We start from the raw sequence: 24873 nt of genomic DNA, 5'->3' as shown, positions 1-24873 counted from the left end.
CTATCCGTACCGGTCACAAACGTTCAGTGCAATGGGCGGAAGTGCCGTTCGAGGCCCTGCCAGACGTCGTCGTACCGCTGTTGCAGATGCTCCGCGTACGCCGCGTGCGGCGTGAGCGTCACCGGCCACCGGGTCTCGAACATGAACGCCAGGCCGTCGTCGATCTTCTGCGGCTTCAACTCGGCCGCGCTCGCCCTGTCGAAGGTCTCCCGGTCCGGGCCGTGCGCCGACATCATGTTGTGCAGCGAGCCGCCGCCCGGCACGAAGCCCTCCGCCTTCGCGTCGTACGCGCCCTCGATCAGGCCCATGTACTCGCTCATCACGTTCCGGTGGAAGTACGGCGGCCGGAAGGTGTCCTCGCCCACCAGCCAGCGCGGCGCGAAGACGACGAAGTCGACGCCGGCCAGGCCCGGGGTGTCGGACGGGGAGGTCAGCACGGTGAAGATCGACGGATCCGGGTGGTCGTACGAGATCGTGCCGATCACATTGAACCGGCGCAGGTCGTAGACGTACGGCACATGGGTGCCGTGCCAGGCGACGACGTCGAGCGGCGAGTGGTCGTACGTGGCGGTCCACAGGTTGCCACAGAACTTGTTCACCACCTCCACCGGGCCCTCGACGTCCTCGTACGCGGCCACCGGCGCCCGGAAGTCACGGGCGTTGGCGAGGCCGTTGGCGCCGATGGGGCCGAGGTCCGGGAGGCGGAAGGGAGCGCCGTAGTTCTCGCACACGTAACCGCGTGCCGAGTCGTCCAGCAGTTCCACCCGGAAGCGCACCCCGCGCGGGATCAGTGCCATGTGCCCCGGCTCCGCGTGCAGCAGCCCGAACTCGGTGCGCAGCAGCAGCCCCCCGCGCTCCGGCACGATCAGCAGCTCGCCGTCCGCGTCGCTGAAGACGCGCCCCATCGAGGAGTTGGCGTGGTACAGGTGCACGGCCATGCCGGTGCGCTGGGTGGCGTCGCCGTTGCCGCCCAGGGTCCACAGGCCGGCGAGGAAGTCCGTGCCCTCCGCGGGCTCCGGCAGCGGGTTCCAGCGCAGGCGGTTCGGGTCGGGCACCGTCTCCGTGAAGGGCGCCGTGCGGATCATGCCGTTGTCGGTGCGGGTGAACGCCGGATGCGCGGCCGACGGCCGGATCCGGTACAGCCATGAGCGGCGGTTGTGCGCCCTCGGCTCGGTGAACGCCGTACCGCTGAGCTGTTCCGCGTACAGCCCCAGGGGGGCGCGTTGCGGGGAGTTGCGGCCCTCGGGCAGGGCGCCCGGCACCGCCTCCGAGCTGTGCTCGTTGCCGAAACCGGAGAGGTAGGCCAGTCCCTCGGCGGTCTTGCGTGCGTCCCCGCTCATGATCGCTCCCTTGCAACCTGATTCCTATGTAGCACCGTAGGATTGCGTTTTCGCGGACGCAAGAGGGCCTCGCGCCCTCCTTCCGGGGAATGGCGAGAACCAGCCTTCAAGGGGATCGGCCGTCGGACCGCTGTCTACTCTCCCCGGCATGTCGTCGTGGACGCGCGGACTTCTCGCTGCGCTCGCGGTCTGTGTCCTGCTCCCGGCCGGGCCCGCGGGCTGTGACTCGGGCGATACGCACGGGCGGAAGGACGGGCAGTCGCCCGCACCCGAGGGCAGACTCCTCGACGGCACCGACGAGGAGGGCCGGCACTACCGTGAGGTGGACAGGAAGGGCGCTCCAGAGGTCGGCATCGAAGTGCAGCCCGACGTCGCCGGCAGCTGGGACGTACGGCTGAGTGTCCGCCGCTTCCGCTTCACGCCGGCCGGCACGACTGCGCGGGCGGTGGCCGGCCGCGGCCTTGCCCACCTGCTGGTGCACGGCCGCCTCGTCACCCGCCTGCGCACCCCCGAGTACCACCTCTCCGCCCGCCTCGTCCCCCGCGGCACCCACCACGTCACCGCCCGCCTGTACGCCGACGACGGGACGGTGGCGGTGGCGGGCAAGCCGGTCCAGAGCACGGCGGACATCACGGCGTCGGAGCCGGAGCCGACGCGGTCCACCCACGGCACGAGCGACGCCCCGGCGGCGCGCACGAGCGGCGCTTCCGCCGTCCACGATGAGCACCGCAGCCCTTCCCCCGCGTACTGAGGCGCGAGCTTCACCGGACCGCGGCAAAAGGGCATCATGAAGTCCGTGCCCCACGCGACATCGCTACGCCGTGCGCCCGTGCAGCGGCGCAGCGCCGAACGGCTGACCCGGATCCTCGACGCCTGCGCCGACCTCCTCGACGAGGTCGGCTACGACGCCCTGAGCACCCGCGCCGTCGCCCTGCGGGCCGGCGTGCCCATCGGCTCGGTCTACCGCTTCTTCGGCAACAAACGCGCGATGGTCGACGCGCTCGCCCAGCGCAACCTTGAACGGTACACCGAGCGGGTCACAAAGCGCCTGGAGGAGACCGGCGGTGGGGGTACCGCCCTGCTCGGGCGAAGCCGAGAGCCCGGGGGAGGCTGGCGCGCGGCCATGGACGCCGTCCTCGACGAGTACCTGGCGATGAAGCGGACCGCCCCCGGCTTCTCCCTCGTCGACTTCGGCAACCAGATCCCCGTCGGCACCCGCTACGCCGAACCCAACCACCGCGTCGCCGACCGCCTCACCGACCTGCTCTCCGGCCACCTCCGCCGCGAACCCGACGACGACCTGCGCCGCACCTTCCTCATCGCCGTCGAAACCGCCGACACCCTCGTCCACCTCGCCTTCCGCGTCGACCCGGAGGGCGACGAGAGGATCATCGCGGAGATGCGGGAGATGCTGCGGGCTTATCTGGCGCGGGTGCTGGACTGATATCCGGCGAATCCAAGCCGAACGGCCCCTGATCCAAGCCCTGTTGTGCAGGGGCGCGAGCACATTCCCGTTGCTATGGTGATCGGAGGCAGCCGATCGGGGGAGGCGCGGAGTGTCCCGGGTCTTGTGCGTCCACGGCATCGGACAGCAAACAGCGGCGAGCAGGAACAGCATTCTCCTGGTATCCCGCCCTGGCCGACGGCCTGCACCGCGCCGGCGCGCGGCCGGAGAGAACCCCGGCGAGCTGGCGGTGTTCGACTCGGACAACCGTGCACCGCTGTTGATCGACATTCCCTCACCCGTGACCGACCTGGCAGCGGGCCCCGACGGCACAGTGGTGGTCGCCACACGCAACGGACTGGTCATCCTCGACTGAGCACCACCGGAGGGCCGCGGATTTCCGACCTCACTCCGGGCAAGGGCTCCCCTCCATGCATACCGGTCGGTATGCTCGGCGCGAGTTCGTGCGTCACCGTTGGCGCGATCCCACCGGGAGGACCCGTGTCCCGCACCGCCCTGCGAATCTGCCCCCTGTGCGAGGCCACCTGCGGGCTGACGCTCACCATCGACGGCACCCGCGTCACCGGGGCCCGCGGCGATCGGGAGGACGTGTTCAGCAAGGGGTTCATCTGCCCCAAGGGTGCCTCCTTCGGGGCCGTCGACGGCGACCCCGACCGGCTGCGCACCCCGCTGGTGCGCAAGGACGGAGAGCTGCGGGAGGCAACCTGGGAGGAGGCGTTCGACGCGGTCGCCGCCGGCATCCGGCCCGTCGTCGAGCGGTACGGCACGCACTCCGTCGGCGTCGTCCTCGGCAACCCCAACGTGCACACCATGGCCGGCGGCCTCTACCCGCCGGTCCTGATCGGCGCACTCGGCACGCGCAGCATCTTCAGCGCGTCCACGGTCGACCAGATGCCCAAGCACGTCTCCTGCGGACTGCTCTACGGCGACGCCAACCTGATCCCCGTACCGGACCTCGACCGCACCGACCACCTGCTGCTCCTCGGCGCCAACCCACTGGAGTCCAACGGGAGTCTGTGCACCGCCCCCGACTTCCCGGGCAGGCTCAAGGCCCTGAAGGCCCGCGGCGGCACCCTCACCGTCGTCGACCCGCGCCGCACCCGCACCGCCAAACTCGCCGACCGGCACATCGCGATCCGGCCCGGCACCGACGCCCTGCTGCTCGCGGCGATGGCGTACGTCCTCTTCGAAGAGGACCTCGTCGACCTCAAGGACCTCGCACCCCATGTGCTGGCCCTGCCGGAACTCCGGGACGCCGTACGCGACTTCACCCCCGAAGCCGTCGCCGATGCCTGCGACGTCGACGCCGGCACCATCCGCACCCTCGCCCGCGACCTCGCCGCCGCCCCCACCGCCGCCGTCTACGGCCGCATCGGCAGCTGCACCGTCCCGCACGGCACCCTCGCCAGCTGGCTCGTCGACGTCCTCAACATCCTCACCGGCAACCTCGACCGGCCCGGCGGAGCCCTCTTCCCGCAGGCCGCCACCGACAGGACGCCCCGGCCCGGCGGGCCCGGCCGCGGCTTCGCGCTCGGCCGCTGGCACTCCCGGGTGAGCAAACACCCGGAGGCGAAGGGGGAGTTGCCGCTCTCCGCGCTCGCCGAGGAGATCGACACGGCCACCGAGGAGGGCGAGCCGATCCGGGCCCTCGTCGCCGTCGCCGCCAACCCCGTGCTGTCCGCACCCGACGGCGACCGGCTCGACAAGGCCCTGGACTCGCTCGACTTCATGGTCAGTGTCGACCCGTACCTGAACGAGACCTCGCGCCCCGCCCACGTCGTGCTGCCGCCGCCCCCGCCCTCGCAGAGCCCGCACCACGACTTCGCCTTCAACACCCTGGCCGTACGCAACCAGGTCCGCTACACCCGCCCCGCCGTGCCCCTCGAACCCGGCCGGATGGCGGAGACCGAGATCCTGGCGCGGCTGATCCTCGCCGCGACCGGTATGCACGGCGCCGACCCGGCGGCCGTCGACGCGATGGTGATCGACCAGACGCTCGGCAAGGCCGTCGAGGAACCGCACTCCCCGGTGCACGGCCGGGACCCGAAGGAGCTCGCCGCCCAGCTCACCGGGGAGACCGGTCCCGAGCGACGGCTCGACATGATGCTGCGCCTCGGCCCCTACGGCGACGGCTTCGGCGTACGGCCGGACGGGCTGAGCCTTCAGAAGCTGCTCTCGCATCCGCACGGCATCGACCTCGGGCCGCTGCGGTCCCGCCTGCCCCAGCCGCTGAAGACCCGGAGCGGGAGGATCGAGCTGCTGCCGCAGCCGATCGCCGACGACCTGCCGCGCCTGCGCCAAGCCCTGCGGGACCGTCCCGACGGGCTCGTCCTGGTCGGCCGCCGCCACCTGCGCTCCAACAACAGCTGGATGCACAACGTGCCCGCCCTCACCGGCGGCTCCAACCGCTGCACCCTGCACATCCACCCCGAGGACGCCGCACGCCTCGGCATACGAGACGGCGCCGCCGTACGCGTCAAGGGTGCCGGGGGAGAGGTGACCGCCCCGGCCGAGGTCACCGACGGCGTGCGCCCGGGTGTGGTGAGCCTGCCGCACGGCTGGGGCCACGACCGGCCCGGCACCCGGCTGACGCACGCCTCCGCCGACCCCGGCGTCAACGTCAACCAGCTCCTCGACGGCAGCCTGCTCGACCCGCTGTCGGGCAACGCCGTCCTCAACGGCGTCCCCGTCGAGCTGGCCGCCGACGGCTGAAAAGCCCACCCCGATGATCTGAGCAAGGCCGTGACCTGGAGTTTTGCGCTTATTGCTCGCGTGTCAACGTCTTGTTAACGACGTTTGACGGGACCTAACGTCGTCGCACCGCCGGCCCTGGTGGGAGCTCAAGGGCGAACGTTGGGTATCCACTCATGCTGACCATCCTTGGCTTCGCCATGATCGCGACCTTCCTGGTCCTGATCATGCTGAAGAAGATGTCGCCGATCGCGGCGCTCGTGCTGATCCCCGCGCTGTTCTGCGTGTTCGTCGGCAAGGGCGCCAAGCTCGGCGACTACGTCATCGACGGCGTCACCGGCCTCGCCCCCACCGCGGCGATGCTCATGTTCGCGATCGTCTACTTCGGTGCGATGATCGACGCCGGCCTCTTCGACCCGATCGTTCGCGGGATCCTCAAGTTCTGCAAGGCCGATCCGCTGTCGCATCGTCGTCGGCACGGCGGTGCTCGCCGCGATCGTGTCGTTGGACGGCGACGGCTCGACCACCTTCATGATCACCGTCTCGGCGATGTACCCGCTGTACAAGCGCCTGAAGATGAGCCTGGTCGTGATGACCGGCGTCGCCGCCGTGGCCAACGGCGTGATGAACACGCTGCCCTGGGGCGGCCCGACCGCCCGCGCGGCCACCGCGCTGAAGCTGGACGCCGGCGACATCTTCGTGCCGATGGTCCCGGCCCTCGCCGTCGGCCTGCTCGGCGTCCTCGCCCTCGCCTACGTCCTCGGCCGCCGCGAGCGCAAGCGGCTCGGCGTGCTGACGCTGGACGAGGTGCTGGTGGAGGAGCAGGAGACGGTGCTGGTGGGCGCCGGTTTCGGCAAGGGCACTTCGCGGGCCGGCGGTTCCGGCTCCCGTGACGGCAGCACGCCCACGCGGGCCGGCAGTTCCGGCTCCCGTCACGGCAGCACGCCCACGCGGGCCGGCGGTTCCGGCTCCCGTGACGGCAGCACGCCCACGCGGGCCGGCGGTTCCGGCTCCCGTGACGGCAGCACGCCCACGCGGGCCGGCGGTTCCGGCTCCGGCACCGACGCCCCCGAAGAGGACGGCACGCAGGACGAAGGCCGCCAGGGCCTCGACCCCGACCGCCCCACCCTGCGCCCCAAGCTGTACTGGTTCAACGCGCTGCTCACCGTCGCCCTGCTCACCGCAATGATCATGGAGTGGCTGCCGATCCCGGTGCTGTTCCTGCTCGGCGCCGCGCTCGCGCTCACCGTCAACTTCCCGCACATGCCCGACCAGAAGGCCCGCATCGCCGCGCACCGAGAACGTCCTCAACGTCTCCGACATGGTCTTCGCCGCCGCCGTCTTCACCGGCGTCCTGCAGGGCACCGGCATGGTCGACCACATGGTCAAGTGGCTGGTGAACAACATCCCCGACGGCATGGGGCCGCACATGGCCCTGGTCACCGGCGTGCTGAGCATCCCGCTCACGTACTTCATGTCGAACGACGGCTTCTACTTCGGCATCCTGCCGGTGCTCGCCGAGGCCGGCCAGGCCCACGGCGTCTCCGCCGTGGAGATCGCCCGCGCCTCGCTCGTCGGCCAGCCGCTGCACATGTCGAGCCCGCTCGTCCCCGCCGTCTACGTCCTGGTGGGCATGGCCAAGGTCGAGTTCGGCGACCACACCAGGTTCGTGGTGAAGTGGGCGGCGCTGACCTCGCCGGTGGTACTCGGCGCGGGAATCCTGTTCGGCATCATCTGATCACTCGACGGAGGACTTCACCATGGGGCCCGGTGGGAACCGCGGCTGGCTGCTCCGCCTCGTCATCGCCTTCGGCTTCGCGCAGGGGGCGGTGTCCATGGCCCGGCCCGCCGTCTCCTACCGGGCCCTGGCGCTGGGCGCGGACGAGCGGGCCGTCGGCGTGATCGCGGGAGTCTACGCCCTGCTCCCGCTGTTCGCCGCCGTACCGCTGGGGCGCCGTACCGACCACGGCCGCTGCGCCCCCCTGCTGCCCGCCGGCGTCGTCCTCATCGCCGGCGGCTGCGCGCTGAGCGGTGCCGCCGACTCCCTGGGGGCGATGGCGATCTGGAGCGGCGTGATGGGTCTCGGCCACCTCTGCTTCGTGATCGGCGCCCAGTCGATCGTGGCCCGTCAGTCCGCCCCGCCCGAACAGGACCGCAACTTCGGCCACTTCACCATCGGCGCCTCCCTCGGCCAGCTGGTCGGCCCCATCGCGGCGGGCGCGCTGATCGGCGGCCCCGACATGGCCGGCACCAGCGCGCTGGCGCTGCTCGTCGCGGCGGCGGGCGCCGCGGTCGCGTTCACGTCGTTGTGGCGCATCGAGCACCGTACGACACCCAAGTCCTTTACGGGACAAGGCGAGCGCGTCCCGATCCGGCGCATCCTGGGTGCCCGGGGCGTGCCCGCGGGCATCTTCATCAGCCTGTCCGTGCTGTCGGCGACCGACATCCTCACCGCCTACCTTCCGGTGGTCGGCGAGCACCGGGGCATCGCGCCGTCCGTGGTCGGCGTGCTGCTGAGTCTGCGCGCGGCGGCCACCATCGCCTGCCGGCTGGTGCTGACACCGCTGCTGCGGCTGCTCGGCAGGGCCCTGCTGCTCACCGCGACCTGCCTGTCGGCGGCCCTGCTGTGCGCCGGTATCGCGTTGCCCGTGCCGGTGTGGGCGCTGGGCGTGATGCTCACCGTCCTCGGCTTCTGCCTGGGCGTCGGACAGCCGCTGTCGATGACGACCGTGGTGCAGGCGGCGCCCGACGAGGCGCGGTCCACCGCCCTCGCGCTGCGGCTGACCGGCAACCGGCTCGGCCAGGTCGCCGCGCCCGCCGCCGCGGGTCTGGTCGCCGGGGTGGCGAGCGTGGCCGCGCCGTTCGTGATGCTCGGCGCACTGCTGCTCCTCTCGGCGGGCAGCGCCCTGCGCGCGCCGGGGCCGGGAAGGCGGGTCGAGGGGGCCGAACCGACCTCGTGCGGGCCGCGGAGTGGCTCGCGGTTGCGCCGGATGAGTGATGTCTGACGGCGCGTCGGGCGCCGGTGGCGCGCGCCCGGGTGGGGATGTGAAAGAGAGTCTGGTGAAAGAGCGATTTGTATGAAAATCGTCTGACTCGGAGGAACGCGCATGCCCACCCTGACACTCCCACGTACCTTCGGCTCCCGCGTCGGCGCCACCGCCGCCCTCACGGTCTTCACCGCGGTGAGTGCCACGTGGTTGGCGGCTCCGGCCGCCGTGGCCCAAGGGGAAGCCGGCGACATCAAGATCCACCGGGTGGGCGTGCCCTTCGGCGTCTTGAAGGACGACCCCTTGGTCTGCAGGTTCTACCTCGACGCCGTCAACTTCGACGTTCTCCCGACCATCGGCTACACCATCCAGGCGCAGCCCCCGCTGCCCACCAGCGCCACCGTCAGCGGCACCATCGGCCTCTCCAGCGGCGCCGGTCACACCGACCCGGTGGGGCTGACCGACGGGCAGTACAAGCTCATCTGGACGGTCGCCGGCATTTCCAAGGAGAAGATCTTCCGCGTCAACTGCGGCCAGGACAACGACCGGCGCGACGGGGCGCAGGGTCCTGGCCGCCAGATCGAGGACCAGGGCCGCGGCAGTGAAGACCAGGGCCGCGGCAGTGAGGACCAGGGCCGCAGCAATGAGGACCAGCGCGGCGCAGTGGCGTCGGGCGGCGACGACCGCGAGGGTCCGAAGGGCAGCGTCCACGCGGGCGGCGGCGGTCTCGTCCGGACGGCCGACGCCTTCTCACCCGTGACCGCGACCGCGGCCGTGGGGCTGGTCGTGGTCAGCGGAGTCGTGTACCTCCGGCTGATCCGCCGGCGTCCCCATGGTGTCGCGTAGGCGCAGACGCAGGCCCTGGCGCCGGACCCGCGCCTACCGCCTCGCGCGGACGGCCGTGCTCACGGTCGCCCTGGTGACGGCGGGAGTCCGGTGCGGTGGACAGCACGAGCACAACGCGCCGGACCGGGCCGGCGGCGCGGGTGCCGTGGCGCCGGCCGACCCGGCCCCCTCCGATGCAGACTCCGATGCCGACTCCGATACCGACTCCGAGGCCGATGCGAGCGACCCGGACGCGGAGGAGTCCGCACCGGCCACTCCGACGGCGCCACCCTCGCCGCCGCCTCCGCCGCTGCCCCGGTCCCGGCCGACCACCCTGCGTATCCCCTCCCTGGGCATCAATGCACCGGTCATCGGCATCCGGCTCGACGGCAACCGGCAACTGGAGACACCGCCGGTCGACAAACCGAAGCTCGTCGGCTGGTACCAGGACGGGCCCACGCCGGGCGAGTCCGGCACGGCCGTCGCCGTCGGGCACCGCGACACCAAGACGGGGGCCGCCGTCTTCGCGGCGCTCGGACAGGTGGAGCCCGGCAGCCGTGTCGAGGCCCGGCGCGTGGACGGCCGTACCGCCGTCTACACCGTCGACAAGGTGCGGGTCTTCGACAAGGCGCGCTTCCCCGACAAGGAGGTGTACGGCCCGAGCCGCCGACCCGAACTCCGGGTGATCACCTGCGGCGGCCTCTTCAACCGCAGAACGGGCTACTCCAGCAACGTCGTCGTCTTCGCCCACCTGACCGCCACGACCTGACCGGACGCGGGACGCGGGGCGGGCCTGGCGTGCTGGGTGCGGGCGACGGCGTGGGGCGGGTGTGGACGCGGGCGAGTTCCCCGCACCCGGGCTCGTGCGTGACTCCGGGCGTGGGCGTGACTCCGGGCGCGGGCGTGGGCGCCGGTGGCCGTGGGCCTCGAAACCGGCGACCGGGCCGTCCGCGCTCCGCTGAATGCGATCGTCCGTTTTCTCGCCTGCTGGACCGGAGCGTCCGATCCCGCCCGGTGTCTTCCCCCGGGCGCGCACATTCCGTTAACTTCCGTGACTCACACGCCCGTACGACCCGCACGAGGCGTCCGACCGCGGAGCAACAGCGCTCTGGTGAGTCCCCGGGGGCATCCCTCATGACACGCGCCATCTCTCTGCACGACGTGAGCAAGGCCTACGGCGAGGGCGTCCGCGTGGTGGACCGCCTGTCGCTGGACATCGCGCCCGGCGAGTTCCTGGTGCTGCTCGGGCCCTCCGGCTGCGGCAAGTCCACCGTGCTCAGAATGATCGCCGGGCTGGAGGAGATCACCGAGGGCGAGGTGCTCCTCGACGGCGAGTACGCCAACGATCTGCCGCCCTCCGGACGGGACATGGCGATGGTGTTCCAGAACTTCGCCCTCTACCCGACCATGACCAGCCGCGACAACATCGGCTTCCCGCTGCGCATCGAGTCGCCCGGCGAGGACCCCCGCACACGCGTGGACGCCACCGCCCGCATGCTGGGCATCGAGGACCTCCTAAACCGCTTCCCCAGCCAGCTCTCCGGCGGCGAACGCCAGCGCGTCGCGATGGGCCGGGCGATCGCCCGTCACCCCTCCGCCTTCCTGATGGACGAGCCGCTGTCGAACCTCGACGCCAAGCTCCGCAACCACCTGCGCGCCGAGATGTCCAAGCTGACAAGGGAGCTGGGGGTCACCACGGTGTACGTCACCCACGACCAGGCCGAGGCCATGTCGCTCGGCGACCGGGTCGCCGTGCTGCGCGGCGGCGTCCTCCAGCAGCTCGGCACCCCGCGCTCGGTGTACGCGCTGCCGCGCAACGTCTTCGTCGCCGCCTTCATCGGCACCCCGCGGATCAACCTGCTGCGCGGCCTTGTCCGCGCCCCGCTCGACGGTGCGATGTCCATCAGCCTCGGCAAGCAGTACCTGCGCCTGCCCGAGCCCCTGTCCCTGGACCACCAGTTGCTGCGCGTGCAGCAGGGCCGCGAGGTCATCGTGGGCCTGCGCTCGGAGGCCGTACGGATAGCCAAGCCCGCGGCCGCCCGGCCCGGCGAGGTGCTGATCACCGGGCTGGTGGAGCACGTGGAGTTCCAGGGGCACGAGGTGCTCGTCCACTTCAACACCGGCTCCCGGCCCGCCGTCGTACCGGAGCTGGAGGCCCCGCGCCCGGCCCGCCGCCCCGCCCGGCGGCGCCGCCGCGAGGGCGGCACGGTCCTGAACCGGCTCCGGGAGCGGGCGGGTGCCCTGCGGGCGGGGCCGGTGGAGGTCCTGGAGCACCCGGCCGACGCCGGTCCCGACCCCGCGCCGCCCGAGCCCCGCCTCCCCGGCGACCTGGTCGTCCGCACCATGCCCGACATCGAACTCCGCCACGGCATGCAGGTCCCCCTGCTCGTCGACCTCGCCCATCTGTTCGTCTTCGACCAGCACGGGGAGCGCATCTGCCCGGCCCCGGACCGGCTGCCGGACCTGGAGGAATGAGGCCCAGGGGGCCTGAGGAACGAGGCCCAACGGCCTGAGGAACGAGGGCCCACGAGGGCCTGTGCGGGCCCCCCTGGGGAGGGAGTGTCTGGCGTCCGAAAACTATCGTCGCTAGTTTATGGGGTTGTCGGTAGGTTGTGACGCGGACGACGCACCCGCCCCGGAGCCCCGGAGGAGCACGATGAAGGCACACGACGGCATGTACATCGACGGCGCGTGGCGCCCCGCCGCGGGCCGGGACGCCATCGAGGTGGTGAACCCGGCCGACGAGCAGGTCATCGGCACCGTCCCCGCGGGATCCGCCGAGGACGTCGACGCCGCCGTACGCGCCGCCCGCGCCGCTCTCCCGGGCTGGGCCGCGACCCCGCCCGCCGAGCGTGCCGCGCGCCTGACCGCCCTCCGGGACGTCCTCGTGGCCCGCAAGGACGAGATCGCCGAGACCGTCACCGCCGAGCTCGGCTCGCCCCTGCCGTTCTCGCAGACGGTGCACGCGGGCGTGCCGATCGCGGTCGCCGGCTCCTACGCCGAGCTGGCGGCGACGTACGCCTTCGAGGAGAAGGTCGGCAACTCGACCGTCTACCACGAGCCGGTCGGCGTGGTCGGCGCGATCACACCGTGGAACTACCCCCTCCACCAGATCGTCGCCAAGGTCGCCCCGGCCCTGGCCGCGGGCTGCACGATCGTGCTGAAGCCCGCCGAGGACACCCCGCTGACCGCCCAGCTCTTCGCCGAGGCGGTGCACGAGGCCGGTGTCCCGGCCGGCGTCTTCAACCTGGTCACGGGCCTCGGCCCGGTCGCCGGCCAGGCCCTTGCCGAGCACCCGGACGTCGATCTGGTCTCCTTCACCGGCTCCACGGCGGTGGGTAAGCGGATCGGCGCCGTCGCGGGTGCCGCCATCAAGAAGGTCGCCCTGGAACTCGGCGGCAAGTCCGCCAACGTCATCCTGCCGAGCGCCGACCTGGCCAAGGCCGTGGGCGTCGGCGTCGCCAACGTCATGTCCAACTCCGGCCAGACGTGCAGCGCGTGGACGCGGATGCTGGTGCACTCGTCGCAGTACGACGAGGCCGTCGAGCTGGCCGCGGCCGCCGCCGCCAAGTACGGCGACCGCATCGGCCCGGTCGTGAACGCCAAGCAGCAGGCCCGCGTGCGCGGATACATCGAGAAGGGGATCGCCGAGGGCGCCCGCCTCGTCGCGGGCGGCCCCGAATCCCCGCGGGAGAAGGGCTACTTCGTCAGCCCGACCGTCTTCGCCGATGTCACGCCCGACATGACCATCGCGCAGGAGGAGATCTTCGGCCCGGTCCTGTCGATCCTCCGCTACGAGGACGAGGAGGACGCCCTGCGCATCGCCAACGGCACGGTCTACGGCCTCGCGGGCGCGGTCTGGGCGGCCGATGAGGCGGAGGCGGTCGCCTTCGCACGCCGGATGGACACCGGCCAGGTCGACATCAACGGCGGCCGCTTCAACCCCCGTGCCCCCTTCGGCGGTTACAAGCAGTCGGGCGTCGGCCGCGAGCTCGGCGCGCACGGCCTCGCCGAGTACCTCCAGACCAAGTCCCTGCAGTTCTAGCCCTCCAGCTCTAGGAGCGTTGCCCTTATGGCCGTCCGCGCCGCCGTCCTCCCCGCCATCGGCTCCCCGCTGGAGATCACCGAGATCGACCTGCCGGAGCCGGGCCCCGGCCAGGTCCGCGTCCGCCTCGCCGCCGCCGGGGTCTGCCACTCCGACCTGTCGCTGTCCAACGGCACCATGCGGGTGCCGGTCCCCGCCGTCCTCGGCCACGAGGGCGCGGGCACCGTCGTCGCCGTCGGCGACGGGGTCACCCATGTCTCGCCCGGCGCCGGTGTCGTCCTCAACTGGGCGCCGTCCTGCGGGAAGTGCCACGCCTGCTCACTCGGCGAGGTGTGGCTGTGCGCCAATGCCCTCAACGGCGCCGCCGACGTCCACGCCCGCACCGTGGACGGCACCGACCTGCACCCCGGCCTGAACGTCGCCGCCTTCGCCGAGGAGACGGTCGTCCCCGCCTCCTGCGTCCTGCCCCTCCCGGACGGCGTCCCGCTCACCGACGCGGCCCTTCTCGGCTGCGCCGTCCTCACCGGCTACGGCGCCGTCCACCACTCGGCGAAGGTCGAGACGGGGGAGACGGTGGCGGTGTTCGGCGTCGGCGGAGTGGGCCTGGCCACCCTCCAGGCGGCCCGGATCGCGGGCGCCTCGAAGGTCATCGCCGTCGACGTCTCCCCGGAGAAGGAGGAGCTGGCGCGCGGCGCGGGCGCCACGGACTACGTCGTCGCCTCGGAGAACACACCCCGCGAGATCCGTGCCCTCACCGGCAAGCAGGGCGTCGACGTCTCCGTCGAGTGCGTGGGTCGCGCGGTGACCATCCGCGCCGCCTGGGAGTCCACCCGCCGCGGCGGCCGTACGACGGTCGTGGGCATCGGCGGCAAGGACCAGCAGGTCACCTTCAACGCGCTGGAGATCTTCCACTGGGGCAGGACCCTGTCCGGCTGCGTGTACGGCAACTCGGACCCGGCCAAGGACCTGCCGGTGCTGGCCGAGCACGTGCGCGCCGGCCGCCTGGACCTGGGCGCCCTGGTGACCGAGCGGATCGCCCTGGACGGGATTCCGGCGGCCTTCGAGAACATGGTCGCGGGGAAGGGGGGACGGGCGCTGGTGATCTTCTAGCCCCCTGCCGGCCGCCCGCTCCGGCCCTGACCCAGGGCCGGGGCTTCGGCGTGCCCGCACCCCGGTTGGATGCCATGTACAGGTAAAAGTGCTGCTGCGCGACCCGTTGACGGCCATACCGTCCGGTCAGTACGTTCCCGGAACCCAAGCCGCCCCCCCCGTTCCGTCCCCGCACCCACCGGAGCGTGCAGCATGGACACAGCACCTTCCGCCCAGCCGCTCACCACTACCGCCCCCGCCGTCCGGCACCGCCGCCGGGTCGCCACCGCCGCCGCCCTCGCCTCCGCCGTCGAGTGGTACGACTACTTCGTCTTCGGCATAGCGGCCGCCCTGGTCCTCGGCGACCTGTACTTCCCGTCCGGCAGTCCCACCGCCGGCGTCCTCGCCGCCTTCGCCACCTTCGCCGTCGGCTTCCTGGCCCGCCCGCTCGGCGGCATCATCGCCGGGCACCTGGGCGACAAGCGTGGCCGCAAGCCGATGCTGGTCCTCGCGCTCACCCTCATGGGCGTGGCCACCACCGGCATCGGCCTGCTGCCGACGTACGCCACCATCGGCGTCGCCGCACCGGTCCTGCTCGTCGCCCTCCGCGTCGTACAGGGCCTCGCGGTCGGCGCCCAGTGGGGCGGCGCGATGCTGCTGGCCACCGAGTACGCCCCCGAGGGCAGGCGCGGCGTCTACGGCAGCGTCGTCCAACTCGGCGTCCCCATCGGCGTGGTGACCGCCAACACGGTCTTCCTGCTGGCCGGCGCCTTCACCACCGACTCGGCGTTCGCCGCCTGGGGCTGGAGACTGCCCTTCCTGGTCGGCCTCTTCGTCCTCGCCCTCGCCTGGTACATCCACACCCGGGTCGAGGAAACCCCCGAATTCCGTCAAGCCGAGCGCGCCCTGGCCGAGAAGGAGAAGAGCGAGCGCGGCTCCCCGCTGCGCACCGTCGTCCGCGGTCACCTCGGCACGGTGTTCCTCGCCGGCGGCTCCTTCGCCGTGAACACCGCCACCTTCTACATCCTCATCACCGGCGTCCTCGACTACACGACCCGCGACCTCGGCATGGACCGCGGCGCGGTGCTCACCGTCTCGCTCTGCGTCAGCCTCACCCAGCTGGTGCTGATTCCGGCCGCGGCCGCGCTCTCCGACCGCATCGGCCGCATCCGGATCTATGCGTTCGGCGCGGCCGGCATCGCGCTGTGGGCCGTACCGCTGTTCCTGCTGATCGACACCGGCTCACTGCTGTGGCTGGCCGTCGCCACCTTCGTCGCGAGCTGTTTCCTCAGCATCATGTACGGCCCTCAAGCCGCCCTGTTCGCCGAGCTGTTCACGCCCGAGATGCGCTACACCGGCGCCTCCCTCGGCTACCAGATCGCGGCGGTGTTCGGCGGCGGCCTCGCGCCCTTCGTGATGGTGCTGCTGCTGGAGGCGACGGGCACCTCGATGGCGGTGTCCGGCTACATCGTCGCCCTCGCGGTGATCGCGCTGATGTCCATCAAGGTCCTTGCTGGAAGGGCACGTTCACGCTGAATCCCGGGCCCGCTCGGGCCGCGGCCGCGGAACCGTCTCCGCAACCGCGGCCCGAGCCGCCGCCCTCGGACGCGAACGCGACACCGCCACCCCCGCCAGGCACAGCGCCCCGCCCACCAGCGTCAGCAGCCCGGGTACCTCGCCGAGCGCCAGCCACGACATCAGCACGACCAGGGCGGGGACGGCGTACGTCGTCGCGCCCATGCGGCTGGCCGTCGTACGGGCCAGGGCATACGCCCAGGTCGTGAAGGCGAGCGCGGTGGGGAAGACGCCCAGATAGACCATGTTGAGCGTCGCCGACACCGGAGCGTGGGCGGCGTCGTGGACCAGCTGACCTGCGAACGGCAGACAGGCCACCGCCCCGACCAGGCACCCGAAGGTCGTCACCTGCAGCACGCTCGCCCTGCCCAGCGCCGGCTTCTGCGCGACGACCCCGGCGGCGTAGGCGACCGCGGCGAGCAGGCACAGCGCCACCCCGAGCACCGAGGACCCGCCCTCGCCCGACATCGACAGCCCCACGGTCACCGCACCCGCGAACGACACCGCCATGCCCGCCAGCAGCCGCGGCGGCATCGGATCCCCGAGCAGCCGCGCACCGAGCAACGCGATGAGCAGGGGGCCCACATTGACGACCAGGGCGGCCGTGCCGGCGTCCACCTGCTGCTCGCCCCAGTTCAGGGCCACCATGTAGAAGCCGAACCACAGCAGCCCGGATATCGCGATCCCGCGCCAGGCAGCCCGCGGCGGCAGGCCCTCCCGCCGTAGGAGGCAGATCACCCCCAGCGTCACGGCCCCGGCCAGCAGCCGCCCGAGCGCCAGCGCGCCCGGCGAGTACGCGGCACCCGCACTGCGGATCGAGACGAAGGCGGAGGCCCACAGCATCACGGTGACCGTGGCCGCGCCGGCAGCCAGACGGGACGGGGAAGCGTTCATCATGCTCCAGAGGCTAGGAGGGGGAGGGCAGGGAGGGCTCGCGGATTTCGGACGGGACGCTGAGGGCTCGGCGTAGGGCCGTCACCAGGCCTCGACGGCTCGGCGCCGCTCAGCGCAGCACCGCCGCCTCGATGCCCAGCAGGTCGTACAGCGCGCGTTCGCCCGTCGCCGTGACCTTCACGGCCCGTTCGGAGCCGATGCGCACGCACCAGCCCTCGTCCAGGGCGTGCCGGCACAGGGCCGCGCCCGCCGCGCCCGCGAGATGGAGGCGCCGTTCCGTCCAGTCGAGACAGGCGCGGGCCAGTGGGCGGCGGCCCCTGCGGTCGAGGCGGATGCCGACCGCGTCGAACCACCTCAGCCCCGTGTCCGTGAGCGCGAACCCGGTGTCCTTTTCTTCGCTCGTGCGCAGCAGTCCGCGTCCGGTCAGCGCGTCGGTGACCGCGATGCCGAGCCGCCCGGCGAGGTGGTCGTAGCAGGTGCGGCCGCGCGCCATGGCGGACCCTGCGCCGGCCTCCCGCAGGCTGCGCGGCGGACGGACGATGTCCGGGGCGACCTGCGCGGCCAGGTCCTCCACCAGCTGGGCGACCCCTGCGTCGGCCAGCCATACGTACCGGTGCCGCCCCTGGCGTTCCTCGGCGAGCAGTCCGCCCGCGACGAGCTTGCCGAGGTGCTCGCTGAGCGTCGACGCCGCCACACCCGCGTACCGGGCCAGCTCACCGGCGGTCCAGGCCCGCCCGTCGAGCAGCGCCAGCAGACACGCGGCCCGCGTCTCGTCGGCGAACAGCCCGGCGAGCTGCGCGAGGCCGGCTGCCCCCGCGGCCCTGGGCCGCGTCCGTCCCGGTTCCCTGATGGTCATGCATCCAGCATGGGCCACGCACACTTCGGCGGACGCCGAAGTGTGCTCAGGCGGTGTGCTTCACCTGCTCGTACTGCTGCGCCAAGCCGTCCAGCAGCGCCGTCAGCCCCGTCTCGAAGGCCCGTTCGTCGATCTTCTCCTGTTGTTCGGCCAGCAGGTGGGCCTGGCCGAGGTGCGGATAGTCGGCGGGGTCGTAGGCGCTCGCGTCGTCCACGAAGCCCCCGGCGAAGGAGCCGAGCGCGGAGCCCATGATGAAGTACCGCATCAGCGCGCCGATGGAGGTGGCCTGCGCCGGCGGCCAGCCCGCGTCGACCATCGCGCCGTACACGGCGTCGGCCAGACGCAGCGCGGCGGGACGGCGGCCGGGGCCGCGGGCGAGGACCGGGACGATGTTCGGGTGGTCGCGCAGGGCGGCCCGGTAGGAGACGGCCCAGTCGTGCAGGGCGGTCCGCCAGTCCCGGCCGTCCTCGAACATCGACAGGTCGACCTGGGCGCTGACCGAGTCCGCGACCGCCTCCAGGATCTCGTCCTTCGTGCGGAAGTGGTTGTACAACGAGGGCCCGCTCACCCCCAGTTCCGCGGCGAGCCGACGGGTGGAGACGGCCGCCAGGCCCTCCGCGTCCACGAGGTCCCGCGCCGTCTCGATGATGCGGTCGGTGCTGAGAAGGGGCTTGCGTGGTCGGGCCATGGCGCACATAGTAGGGCTGCACCTGAAAACTAGCAGTGCTAATTTAAAAGTACGGCCTTTCAAAGTCCGCCACATGTGGGGTGATCCGTCATGAACCTCGAACTCAGCGAGGAGCAGACCGCAGTCCGGCAGCTCGCCCGGGACTTCGTCGAGCGCGAGATCATTCCCAACGCCGTGGCCTGGGACCGCGCCGAGGAGGTCGACCGGTCCGTCGTCAAGAAGCTCGGCGAGGTCGGCTTCCTCGGGCTCACGATCGACGAGGAGTACGGCGGCTCGGGCGGCGACCACCTCGCGTACTGCCTGGTGACCGAGGAACTCGGCCGCGGGGACTCGTCCGTGCGCGGCATCGTCTCCGTCTCGCTCGGCCTCGTCGCCAAGACGATCGCCGCCTGGGGCAGCCAGGAGCAGAAGCGGCGGTGGCTGCCGGGTCTGACCTCCGGCGAACTGGTCGGCTGCTTCGGCCTCACCGAGCCCGGCACCGGCTCCGACGCGGGCAACCTCGCCACCCGGGCCGTGCGCGACGGCGGGGACTACGTCATCAACGGCACCAAGATGTTCATCACCAACGGCACCTGGGCCGACGTCGTGCTGCTCTTCGCCCGCTCGACCGACGCCCCCGGACACAAGGGCGTCTCCGCCTTCCTCGTGCCGACGGACACTCCCGGCCTGACCCGCCGCACGATCCACGGCAAGCTCGGCCTGCGCGGCCAGGCCACCGCCGAGCTGGTGCTGGAGGACGTGCGCGTCCCCGCCTCCGCGATGCTGGCCCCGGAGGGCAAGGGCTTCTCCGTCGCCATGTCCGCGCTGGCCAAGGGCCGGATGTCGGTGGCGGCGGGCTGCGTCGGCATAGCCCAGGCAGCGCTGGACGCGGCGGTGAAGTACGCCGGCGAGCGCGAGCAGTTCGGCAGGACAATCGCCCACCACCAGCTCGTCCAGGAGCTGATCAGCGACATCGCCGTCGACGTGGACGCCGCCCGGCTGCTGACCTGGCGGGTGGCCGACCTGATCGACCGCGGGCTGCCCTTCGCCGTCGAGTCCTCCAAGGCCAAGCTCTTCGCCTCGGAGGCTGCGGTGCGCGCCGCGAACAACGCCCTGCAGGTCTTCGGCGGCTACGGCTACATCGACGAGTACCCGGCGGGCAAGCTGCTGCGCGACGCCCGCGTGATGACCCTCTACGAGGGCACCAGCCAGATCCAGAAGCTCGTCATCGGGCGGGCGCTGACGGGGGTCTCGGCGTTCTGAGTACCTTCTGAGTATGCGGACGGATGTGGCGGCGGCCACATCCGCCGACCCTTGTCCACATGAGTGAGACACCGGTCAAGCAGCAGAACACCGCCGCCTTCTACGGGCAGGCCGTCGCCTCCTTCGCGGTGGCCATGGCGGCGACCGCGATCGGCATCTTCAGGCTGAACGCCGACGCGTGGGTGCGGGCCTTCCTGGGAATCGCCGTTCTGTATCTCGTCACGTCCGCCTTCACGCTCGCCAAGGTGATCCGGGACCGCCAGGAGGCCGCGAACCGGGTGTACAACCCCTTCGAGAAGCTCTGAGTCGTCGCGTCACTCCGCTGAGCCGGTGCTCTAAGCGGCCGCTCACCTTCGGCGGTATGGTGGATCCCCTGACGGAGAGAGGGGCGAGCGATGACTGCGGCGGAGGAGACGGCCGGCGGCGAGGCGCAGCCGTGGGGCGAGGTCACGCCTGACGCGGCCCGGCGGCTGCTCGTGGCCGCCGTGGAGGCCTTCGCCGAGCGCGGCTACCACGCGACGACGACCCGTGACATCGCGGGCCGCGCCGGCATGAGCCCGGCCGCGCTCTACATCCACTACAAGACCAAGGAAGAGCTCCTTCACCGCATCAGCCGGATCGGCCACGAGAAGGCCCTTGAGATCCTGCGGACGGCGGCCCGGCGCGAGGGCAGCGCGACCGAGCGGCTCGCCGACGCCGTGAGCTCCTTCGTCCGCTGGCACGCCGGCGGGCGCACCACGGCACGGGTCGTGCAGTACGAACTGGACTCGCTCGGCCCGGACGCCCGCGCGGAGATCCTCGCGCTGCGCCGCCAGGTCGACGCCGAGGTGCGCGGGATCATCGAGGACGGCGTGGCCACGGGCGAGTTCGACGTGCTGGACGTGCACGGCACCACACTGGCCGTGCTTTCCCTATGCATCGACGTGGCCCGCTGGTTCAACGTCGACGGCCCCCGCACCCCCGAGGAGGTCGGCGCGCTCTACGCCGACCTCGTCCTGCGGATGGTGGGGGCGAAGTGACCCACGGTGTGCGCGGGCGGCGTGCCTACAGGTAGTGGCGTGCCTACAGGTAGTACCGGGACACCGACTCCGCGACGCACACCGGCTTGTCGCCGCCCTCGCGCTCCACGGTGAAGGCGACGGTCACCTGCACACCGCCCGCCACGTCGTCCACGCCGGTGATCGTCGCGGTGGCGCGCAGCCGCGAGCCGACCGGCACGGGGGCGGGAAAACGGACCTTGTTGGTGCCGTAGTTGACGCCCATCTTCACGCCCTCGACCTTGATCAGCTGCGGTCCGAAGAGCGGGAGCAGCGACAGGGTCAGATAGCCGTGGGCGATGGTCGTGCCGAAGGGGCCCGCGGCGGCCTTCTCCGGGTCCACGTGGATCCACTGGTGGTCGCCGGTCGCCTCCGCGAACAGGTCGATCCGCTTCTGGTCGATCTCCAGCCAGTCGGTGTACCCCAGCTGCTTGCCCACCGCCGCCTTCAGGTCGTCGGGGGACGTGAAGATCCTCGGCTCTGCCATGTGCCCGGCCTCTCGCGTTGCTCCGTCGTGTGCGTCGTGTGCGCCATGTACGTCATGTACGTCATGTACGTCATGTACGTCATGTACGTCACGTACGCCGCCATGTCTAAGCAACTGCTTAGCATGGTCGGGGGCGGGGCCCCTGTCAACGGACCGGGCCCGTGACGCGGTGGGTAGGCTCTGAGGAGTGCCCCAGATTCCCGAGAAGATCCACGAGCTGACCGTCGGCCAGTTGTCCGCGCGCAGCGGCGCCGCCGTCTCCGCCCTGCACTTCTACGAGTCCAAGGGTCTGATCAGCAGCCGCCGCACGGCGGGCAACCAGCGCCGCTACACCCGTGACACGCTGCGCCGGGTGGCCTTCGTACGGGCCGCGCAGCGCGTCGGCATCCCGCTGGCCACGATTCGCGAGGCGCTCGCCGAACTCCCCGAGGAACGCACGCCCACCAGGGAGGACTGGGCGCGCCTGTCCGAGGCGTGGCGGTCCGAACTGGACGAACGCATCAAGCAGTTGAACCGCCTCCGCGACCACCTCACCGACTGCATCGGCTGCGGATGCCTGTCCTTGGACACCTGCGTTCTGTCCAACCCCGACGACGTCTTCGGCGAACGGCAGGCGGGATCGCGGCTGATGGTGGAGCGGGGGAACGGGCAGCGCAGGGGCGGGGCCCGCGGGCAGGAACGGGAGCCGGAGTCGGAGGGCTGCCGCTGAGGCCGGCAGCGCCGCCTGCGGCACCCCGCCGGCGCGGGCGGGCGACACCACCCGCCCGCACCGGCAGCGGGCTTTGCCGAACCCCGGCTCACTCGTACTCGGTTCCGCCCTTCCGCGTCAGGTACGCCGGGCTCACCGCCTTCGCAATGGCCCGTCCCCCGATCACCGGGCTGTACCGTTCGACGACCGGCCGTATCACCACACCCTCCCGCAGATGCAGCTCCCGCCCGGACACGGTCTCCCGCCCGGACGCGAACTCCAGCACCCGCTCGATGTCGTACGGCCCCTCGAACAGCCGCGGCACCAACGGCAGCTCCCCGCCGAGCAGCTCCGCCGCGTCCAGCCACCGCACCGCCCCGCCGATCTCCGCGGACACGTCGAACACGGCGTACCCCAGCGTGTCGCGTCGCCCGTCGGCGCCGTACGTCAGGTCCTGCACCCCCGCCCCGTACACCTCGCCGAAGATCCCGACCCGGCGCGCCCCCAGCCGCTCGGCCAGCCGGGCCGCGACGTCGGCGACGCCGTGCCCGCGCACCGCCCGCCAGTACAGGTTGCGCGGATCCTCCTTCAGTGCCAGCGACTTCGCGCCGAAGCCCTTGGACGAGACCTGCACGCGGCCGTCCTCGGCGACGTAGGTGAGCAGGCACGCCGAACCGTGCAGCTTCTCCGTCAGGACCACCCGCTCACCCGGCGTGAAGATGTCCGGGTAGCGCTGGATGTTCTCGATGTCGACCCAGGGCAGCAGACCGGGCGCCGGCTCGACGTCGCCGGCCATGGTCGGCGGGATCGGCGGCACCCACTTGGTGATGTCGAGCCGCTCCGCGAAGTCGGTCCTCTTGGCCGCCGCCTCCGCCAGGTCGACGTCCGCGAGCGCTTTCGGCCGGCAGACGATGCCCTGCGACAGCTCGCCGCGCAGCCGCACCGCCTTGACCCGGTCGTGGTTGCTGCCCGCCAGGCGCCCGGTCAGCCCCAGCTCCTCGATCAGCTCGGCCGGGAGCACGGACTGCTCGGGGATGTAGACGGCGGCCTCGCCGGTGCGGTACGCGCCCTTGGCGACGACGGCCCGGTACAGGCCCACCTGGGCCAGCTCGAGCGCATCGGCGTTCGGATGCTCGTGGACGGTCAGCACTTCGGCGGTGACGCGCAGCGTCGACATCGGAGCTCCTTGGTTTCCTCGGGTTCCTCACCTGTGTTTCATCGCCTCCAACTGTCCGCACGGGAAAGGGATGGAGCGACCCGATTAGCGGCTGGTAGGGTCGCGGTCTTCGGCCGGCGCGCTGCCCTCCGGAGCCCCGACGGGACCGGCTCCCATGCCGTCATCCGCCCTTGCCGCCGCTCTTTCGGACCTCCACACGGTGTTCAACGGCTTCGCGAGCCCGGACGAGACCTGCTGCGGCCGCTGTCGTGGGCCTGCACGGCCACGCACAGCAGCTCGTCGCCCGCTGCCTTCCCTACGAGGTGCGCCCGGCCCGGCCGTACTGACGCAGGCCCTCCTCGACCAACTGGGCGTTGGGCGCTGCTCGTTCCCCGTCCGGCAGGACCAGCGTGTCCTCCAGTCCGATGCGGGGGGGCGAGGCCGAGTCGCCCGGCGAGCCGCAGCACCGGCCAGGCGCCGCCGTTCTCGCCGTGCAGCAGCACGGGGCGGCCCTGCGCGTCGCCCAGGTCCGTCAGCAGCGCCCGCGCCGACTCCTCGGCCGTGTCCGCGTCCGTGTCGGTCACCTCCGCGAGCACCCGCAGCACCTTCGGCGCGAGCGGTGAGACCGCGAACCGGGCCGCGCCGTCCGTCCCGGACCAGATGTCCGCCTCCACTTGCACGCCCAGGTCGAGCAGGGTGGCGGCCAACTCCTCCGCGCCCGGCTCGTGCCAGTTGACCGAGGCGTGGTCGGGCAGCACCGTCCAGCCGCGCACGCGCGCCGACCGGGCCGCCGGGTCGGGTTCCGCCCAGGAACCCGTGGTCACGCCGACTGGCACCCGCACCTGCGCCCGTATCGCCACGAGCGTCGCCGCGACCCCGCGCGGCGACAAGGTGTCCTGCCCGCAGGGTGTTGTGGGGTGGGCATGGATGTCCGTGGCCCCCGCCGCGACGGCCTCGGCCGCGGACTGCGCCATCACTTCCGGCACCAGCGGCACCATTGCACCGTCGGCGGCCCCTCGGGGCCCGTTGAGACAGACCTGCACCATGCCCTCGATGGTGCCGGTCACCACTGACAACGACCGTTGCCCCGGCACGGCCTGTGGACCGTCATCCGGCTGTGGACAATGAGCCCGCGCTCAAAGAGGGGGTGCGGCATCCCCGGCGCACCCCCGGTCGTACGCGGTTCCTTCGGCTCACGCCGACATCAGCAACCGCCCCCGCCTGGCGTACGCCAGGGCCTCGGGCGTGAGCACCGGACGCGGCACCAGGATTCCGCAGTCCGTGCAGACCGGACCCGACGACGGTTCGTGGTCCAGGTCGTACGTCCAGATCAGGCGCTCCCCGTCGCACACCGGGCAGGACGAGCCCGGTTCGCGCTCCAGCGCCGCGATCAGCCGACGCAGCACCTCTGCCAGCGGTTCACGGGGGTGGACCCGTGGGTCGTCGCACCAGGCGACGCCGAAACCGCCCCAGGTCAGCCGGTGCCAGTCGTCCACGCTGCCCGGCCTGCGCAGCCCGTCGTGCTTCTCCTTCTTACGGCGCCTGGCGAACTCGACCTCGTAGTCGAGCCAGACCGAACGCGCCTCCTCCAACTCCTCCAGTGCGGCCACGAGCCGCGCCGGATCGGGGGACCGGTCCTCCGGACCGAACCCGGCCCGGGAGCACAGATGGTCCCAAGTCGCCCTGTGCCCATAAGGAGCGAACCGCTCGAGGCACTTGCGCAACGAGTAACGCCGCAGCGCCAGATCGCACCGCGGGTCCCTCACCTGTCTTGCCAGACTCCGGAAACCGGCCATCGCCCTGCACCT

The 24873-nt window shown here is 72.0% G+C and carries 22 protein-coding genes and 2 pseudogenes; 16 read left to right on the top strand and 8 right to left on the bottom strand.

Going from position 1 to position 24873, the window contains the following annotated elements; all coding sequences use genetic code 11:
- Positions 1–23: 23 nt before the first annotated feature.
- Positions 24–1340, bottom strand: a complete 1317-nt coding sequence (gene hmgA, locus ABZV31_RS13635) for a homogentisate 1,2-dioxygenase (RefSeq protein ID WP_355892360.1) — start codon at positions 1338–1340, stop codon at positions 24–26.
- 148 nt (positions 1341–1488) lie between these two features.
- On the opposite strand from hmgA, the gene ABZV31_RS13630 reads away from it, so the two are divergent.
- The 12 genes and pseudogenes from ABZV31_RS13630 (at position 1489) to ABZV31_RS13575 (ending at position 15978) form a co-directional block, all read left to right on the top strand.
- Positions 1489–2091 carry a hypothetical protein gene (locus tag ABZV31_RS13630; RefSeq protein ID WP_355892358.1) on the top strand — a complete coding sequence of 201 codons (603 nt, stop codon included), beginning with the start codon at positions 1489–1491 and terminating at the stop codon, positions 2089–2091.
- A 36-nt stretch (positions 2092–2127) separates the two neighbouring features.
- On the top strand, positions 2128–2784 hold the full coding sequence (locus tag ABZV31_RS13625) for a TetR/AcrR family transcriptional regulator (RefSeq protein WP_355892356.1): 657 nt from the start codon (positions 2128–2130) through the stop codon (positions 2782–2784).
- A gap of 250 nt (positions 2785–3034) precedes the next feature.
- On the top strand, positions 3035–3160 hold the full coding sequence (locus ABZV31_RS13620) for a hypothetical protein (protein WP_355892353.1): 126 nt from the start codon (positions 3035–3037) through the stop codon (positions 3158–3160).
- Between the two features lie 125 nt (positions 3161–3285).
- Positions 3286–5517, top strand: coding sequence for a molybdopterin oxidoreductase family protein (locus ABZV31_RS13615; RefSeq protein WP_355892350.1), 2232 nt, complete (start codon positions 3286–3288; stop codon positions 5515–5517).
- Positions 5518–5672: 155 nt separating this feature from the next.
- A pseudogene (locus tag ABZV31_RS13610) lies at positions 5673–7234 on the top strand (citrate:proton symporter).
- A gap of 22 nt (positions 7235–7256) precedes the next feature.
- Positions 7257–8501 (top strand): MFS transporter, encoded by a 1245-nt coding sequence (locus tag ABZV31_RS13605; RefSeq protein ID WP_355892347.1) that lies wholly within the window; start codon positions 7257–7259, stop codon positions 8499–8501.
- 102 nt (positions 8502–8603) lie between these two features.
- Positions 8604–9329 (top strand): hypothetical protein, encoded by a 726-nt coding sequence (locus ABZV31_RS13600; protein ID WP_355892344.1) that lies wholly within the window; start codon positions 8604–8606, stop codon positions 9327–9329.
- A complete protein-coding gene (locus ABZV31_RS13595) occupies positions 9316–10077 on the top strand; it encodes a class F sortase (protein WP_355892341.1) in 762 nt (253 codons plus the stop codon). The genes ABZV31_RS13600 and ABZV31_RS13595 overlap by 14 nt, the downstream gene beginning before the upstream one ends.
- Positions 10078–10442: 365 nt before the next feature.
- Positions 10443–11783, top strand: coding sequence for an ABC transporter ATP-binding protein (locus ABZV31_RS13590; protein WP_355892338.1), 1341 nt, complete (start codon positions 10443–10445; stop codon positions 11781–11783).
- A 181-nt stretch (positions 11784–11964) separates the two neighbouring features.
- Positions 11965–13353 (top strand): aldehyde dehydrogenase family protein, encoded by a 1389-nt coding sequence (locus ABZV31_RS13585; protein ID WP_355892335.1) that lies wholly within the window; start codon positions 11965–11967, stop codon positions 13351–13353.
- A gap of 27 nt (positions 13354–13380) precedes the next feature.
- Entirely contained in the window at positions 13381–14463 is a 1083-nt protein-coding gene (locus ABZV31_RS13580; RefSeq protein WP_355892332.1) for a Zn-dependent alcohol dehydrogenase, read from the top strand.
- A gap of 192 nt (positions 14464–14655) precedes the next feature.
- The gene (locus tag ABZV31_RS13575; protein WP_355892329.1) at positions 14656–15978 is read left to right on the top strand and encodes an MFS transporter; all 1323 of its coding nucleotides are present in this window, start codon (positions 14656–14658) and stop codon (positions 15976–15978) included.
- Here ABZV31_RS13575 and ABZV31_RS13570 read toward each other — a convergent pair.
- From ABZV31_RS13570 to ABZV31_RS13560, 3 genes are all read right to left on the bottom strand, one after another.
- Positions 15970–16914, bottom strand: coding sequence for a DMT family transporter (locus ABZV31_RS13570; RefSeq protein WP_355892326.1), 945 nt, complete (start codon positions 16912–16914; stop codon positions 15970–15972). The genes ABZV31_RS13575 and ABZV31_RS13570 overlap by 9 nt on opposite strands.
- Positions 16915–17020: 106 nt before the next feature.
- Complete coding sequence (locus tag ABZV31_RS13565; protein ID WP_355892323.1) at positions 17021–17767, bottom strand: winged helix-turn-helix domain-containing protein; 747 nt, start codon at positions 17765–17767, stop codon at positions 17021–17023.
- Positions 17768–17813: 46 nt separating this feature from the next.
- Positions 17814–18455 carry a TetR/AcrR family transcriptional regulator gene (locus ABZV31_RS13560; protein WP_355892320.1) on the bottom strand — a complete coding sequence of 214 codons (642 nt, stop codon included), beginning with the start codon at positions 18453–18455 and terminating at the stop codon, positions 17814–17816.
- A 90-nt stretch (positions 18456–18545) separates the two neighbouring features.
- On the opposite strand from ABZV31_RS13560, the gene ABZV31_RS13555 reads away from it, so the two are divergent.
- The 3 genes from ABZV31_RS13555 (at position 18546) to ABZV31_RS13545 (ending at position 20716) form a co-directional block, all read left to right on the top strand.
- Entirely contained in the window at positions 18546–19697 is a 1152-nt protein-coding gene (locus tag ABZV31_RS13555) for an acyl-CoA dehydrogenase family protein (protein ID WP_355892317.1), read from the top strand.
- 59 nt (positions 19698–19756) lie between these two features.
- Positions 19757–20002 (top strand): YiaA/YiaB family inner membrane protein, encoded by a 246-nt coding sequence (locus tag ABZV31_RS13550; RefSeq protein WP_355892315.1) that lies wholly within the window; start codon positions 19757–19759, stop codon positions 20000–20002.
- Between the two features lie 90 nt (positions 20003–20092).
- Positions 20093–20716 (top strand): TetR/AcrR family transcriptional regulator, encoded by a 624-nt coding sequence (locus ABZV31_RS13545; RefSeq protein ID WP_355892312.1) that lies wholly within the window; start codon positions 20093–20095, stop codon positions 20714–20716.
- A gap of 43 nt (positions 20717–20759) precedes the next feature.
- Here ABZV31_RS13545 and ABZV31_RS13540 read toward each other — a convergent pair whose 3' ends face one another.
- Entirely contained in the window at positions 20760–21221 is a 462-nt protein-coding gene (locus ABZV31_RS13540; protein WP_355892309.1) for a MaoC family dehydratase, read from the bottom strand.
- 187 nt (positions 21222–21408) lie between these two features.
- Here ABZV31_RS13540 and soxR point away from each other — a divergent pair, with 187 nt between their 5' ends.
- A complete protein-coding gene (soxR, locus tag ABZV31_RS13535; protein ID WP_355892306.1) occupies positions 21409–21930 on the top strand; it encodes a redox-sensitive transcriptional activator SoxR in 522 nt (173 codons plus the stop codon).
- Positions 21931–22018: 88 nt separating this feature from the next.
- Here the strand turns inward: soxR and ABZV31_RS13530 are convergent, their stop codons facing one another.
- The 3 genes and pseudogenes from ABZV31_RS13530 to ABZV31_RS13520 form a co-directional block, all read right to left on the bottom strand.
- Positions 22019–23086 carry an RNA ligase (ATP) gene (locus ABZV31_RS13530; RefSeq protein WP_355892303.1) on the bottom strand — a complete coding sequence of 356 codons (1068 nt, stop codon included), beginning with the start codon at positions 23084–23086 and terminating at the stop codon, positions 22019–22021.
- Between the two features lie 295 nt (positions 23087–23381).
- A pseudogene (locus ABZV31_RS13525) lies at positions 23382–24111 on the bottom strand (3-keto-5-aminohexanoate cleavage protein).
- A gap of 147 nt (positions 24112–24258) precedes the next feature.
- Complete coding sequence (locus tag ABZV31_RS13520) at positions 24259–24861, bottom strand: hypothetical protein (protein ID WP_355892300.1); 603 nt, start codon at positions 24859–24861, stop codon at positions 24259–24261.
- Positions 24862–24873: the final 12 nt, after the last annotated feature.

It is taken from the genome of Streptomyces sp. NPDC005202 (assembly GCF_040608235.1).
Taxonomy (GTDB): Bacteria; Actinomycetota; Actinomycetes; order Streptomycetales; family Streptomycetaceae; genus Streptomyces.
The sequence above is the reverse complement of the archived record's forward strand: the minus strand, read 5'-3'. Positions and strand labels throughout refer to the sequence as shown.

What these genes read in the sequence shown, in the direction of transcription:
- hmgA (WP_355892360.1), bottom strand. Translation starts at nt 1,340, where the DNA reads ATGAGCGGGGACGCACGCAAGACCGCCGAGGGACTGGCCTACCTCTCC.
- ABZV31_RS13630 (WP_355892358.1), top strand. Translation starts at nt 1,489, where the DNA reads ATGTCGTCGTGGACGCGCGGACTTCTCGCTGCGCTCGCGGTCTGTGTC.
- ABZV31_RS13625 (WP_355892356.1), top strand. Translation starts at nt 2,128, where the DNA reads ATGAAGTCCGTGCCCCACGCGACATCGCTACGCCGTGCGCCCGTGCAG.
- ABZV31_RS13605 (WP_355892347.1), top strand. Translation starts at nt 7,257, where the DNA reads ATGGGGCCCGGTGGGAACCGCGGCTGGCTGCTCCGCCTCGTCATCGCC.
- ABZV31_RS13600 (WP_355892344.1), top strand. Translation starts at nt 8,604, where the DNA reads ATGCCCACCCTGACACTCCCACGTACCTTCGGCTCCCGCGTCGGCGCC.
- ABZV31_RS13595 (WP_355892341.1), top strand. Translation starts at nt 9,316, where the DNA reads ATGGTGTCGCGTAGGCGCAGACGCAGGCCCTGGCGCCGGACCCGCGCC.
- ABZV31_RS13590 (WP_355892338.1), top strand. Translation starts at nt 10,443, where the DNA reads ATGACACGCGCCATCTCTCTGCACGACGTGAGCAAGGCCTACGGCGAG.
- ABZV31_RS13585 (WP_355892335.1), top strand. Translation starts at nt 11,965, where the DNA reads ATGAAGGCACACGACGGCATGTACATCGACGGCGCGTGGCGCCCCGCC.
- ABZV31_RS13580 (WP_355892332.1), top strand. Translation starts at nt 13,381, where the DNA reads ATGGCCGTCCGCGCCGCCGTCCTCCCCGCCATCGGCTCCCCGCTGGAG.
- ABZV31_RS13575 (WP_355892329.1), top strand. Translation starts at nt 14,656, where the DNA reads ATGGACACAGCACCTTCCGCCCAGCCGCTCACCACTACCGCCCCCGCC.
- ABZV31_RS13570 (WP_355892326.1), bottom strand. Translation starts at nt 16,914, where the DNA reads ATGATGAACGCTTCCCCGTCCCGTCTGGCTGCCGGCGCGGCCACGGTC.
- ABZV31_RS13565 (WP_355892323.1), bottom strand. Translation starts at nt 17,767, where the DNA reads ATGACCATCAGGGAACCGGGACGGACGCGGCCCAGGGCCGCGGGGGCA.
- ABZV31_RS13560 (WP_355892320.1), bottom strand. Translation starts at nt 18,455, where the DNA reads ATGGCCCGACCACGCAAGCCCCTTCTCAGCACCGACCGCATCATCGAG.
- ABZV31_RS13555 (WP_355892317.1), top strand. Translation starts at nt 18,546, where the DNA reads ATGAACCTCGAACTCAGCGAGGAGCAGACCGCAGTCCGGCAGCTCGCC.
- ABZV31_RS13550 (WP_355892315.1), top strand. Translation starts at nt 19,757, where the DNA reads ATGAGTGAGACACCGGTCAAGCAGCAGAACACCGCCGCCTTCTACGGG.
- ABZV31_RS13545 (WP_355892312.1), top strand. Translation starts at nt 20,093, where the DNA reads ATGACTGCGGCGGAGGAGACGGCCGGCGGCGAGGCGCAGCCGTGGGGC.
- ABZV31_RS13540 (WP_355892309.1), bottom strand. Translation starts at nt 21,221, where the DNA reads ATGGCAGAGCCGAGGATCTTCACGTCCCCCGACGACCTGAAGGCGGCG.
- ABZV31_RS13530 (WP_355892303.1), bottom strand. Translation starts at nt 23,086, where the DNA reads ATGTCGACGCTGCGCGTCACCGCCGAAGTGCTGACCGTCCACGAGCAT.
- ABZV31_RS13520 (WP_355892300.1), bottom strand. Translation starts at nt 24,861, where the DNA reads ATGGCCGGTTTCCGGAGTCTGGCAAGACAGGTGAGGGACCCGCGGTGC.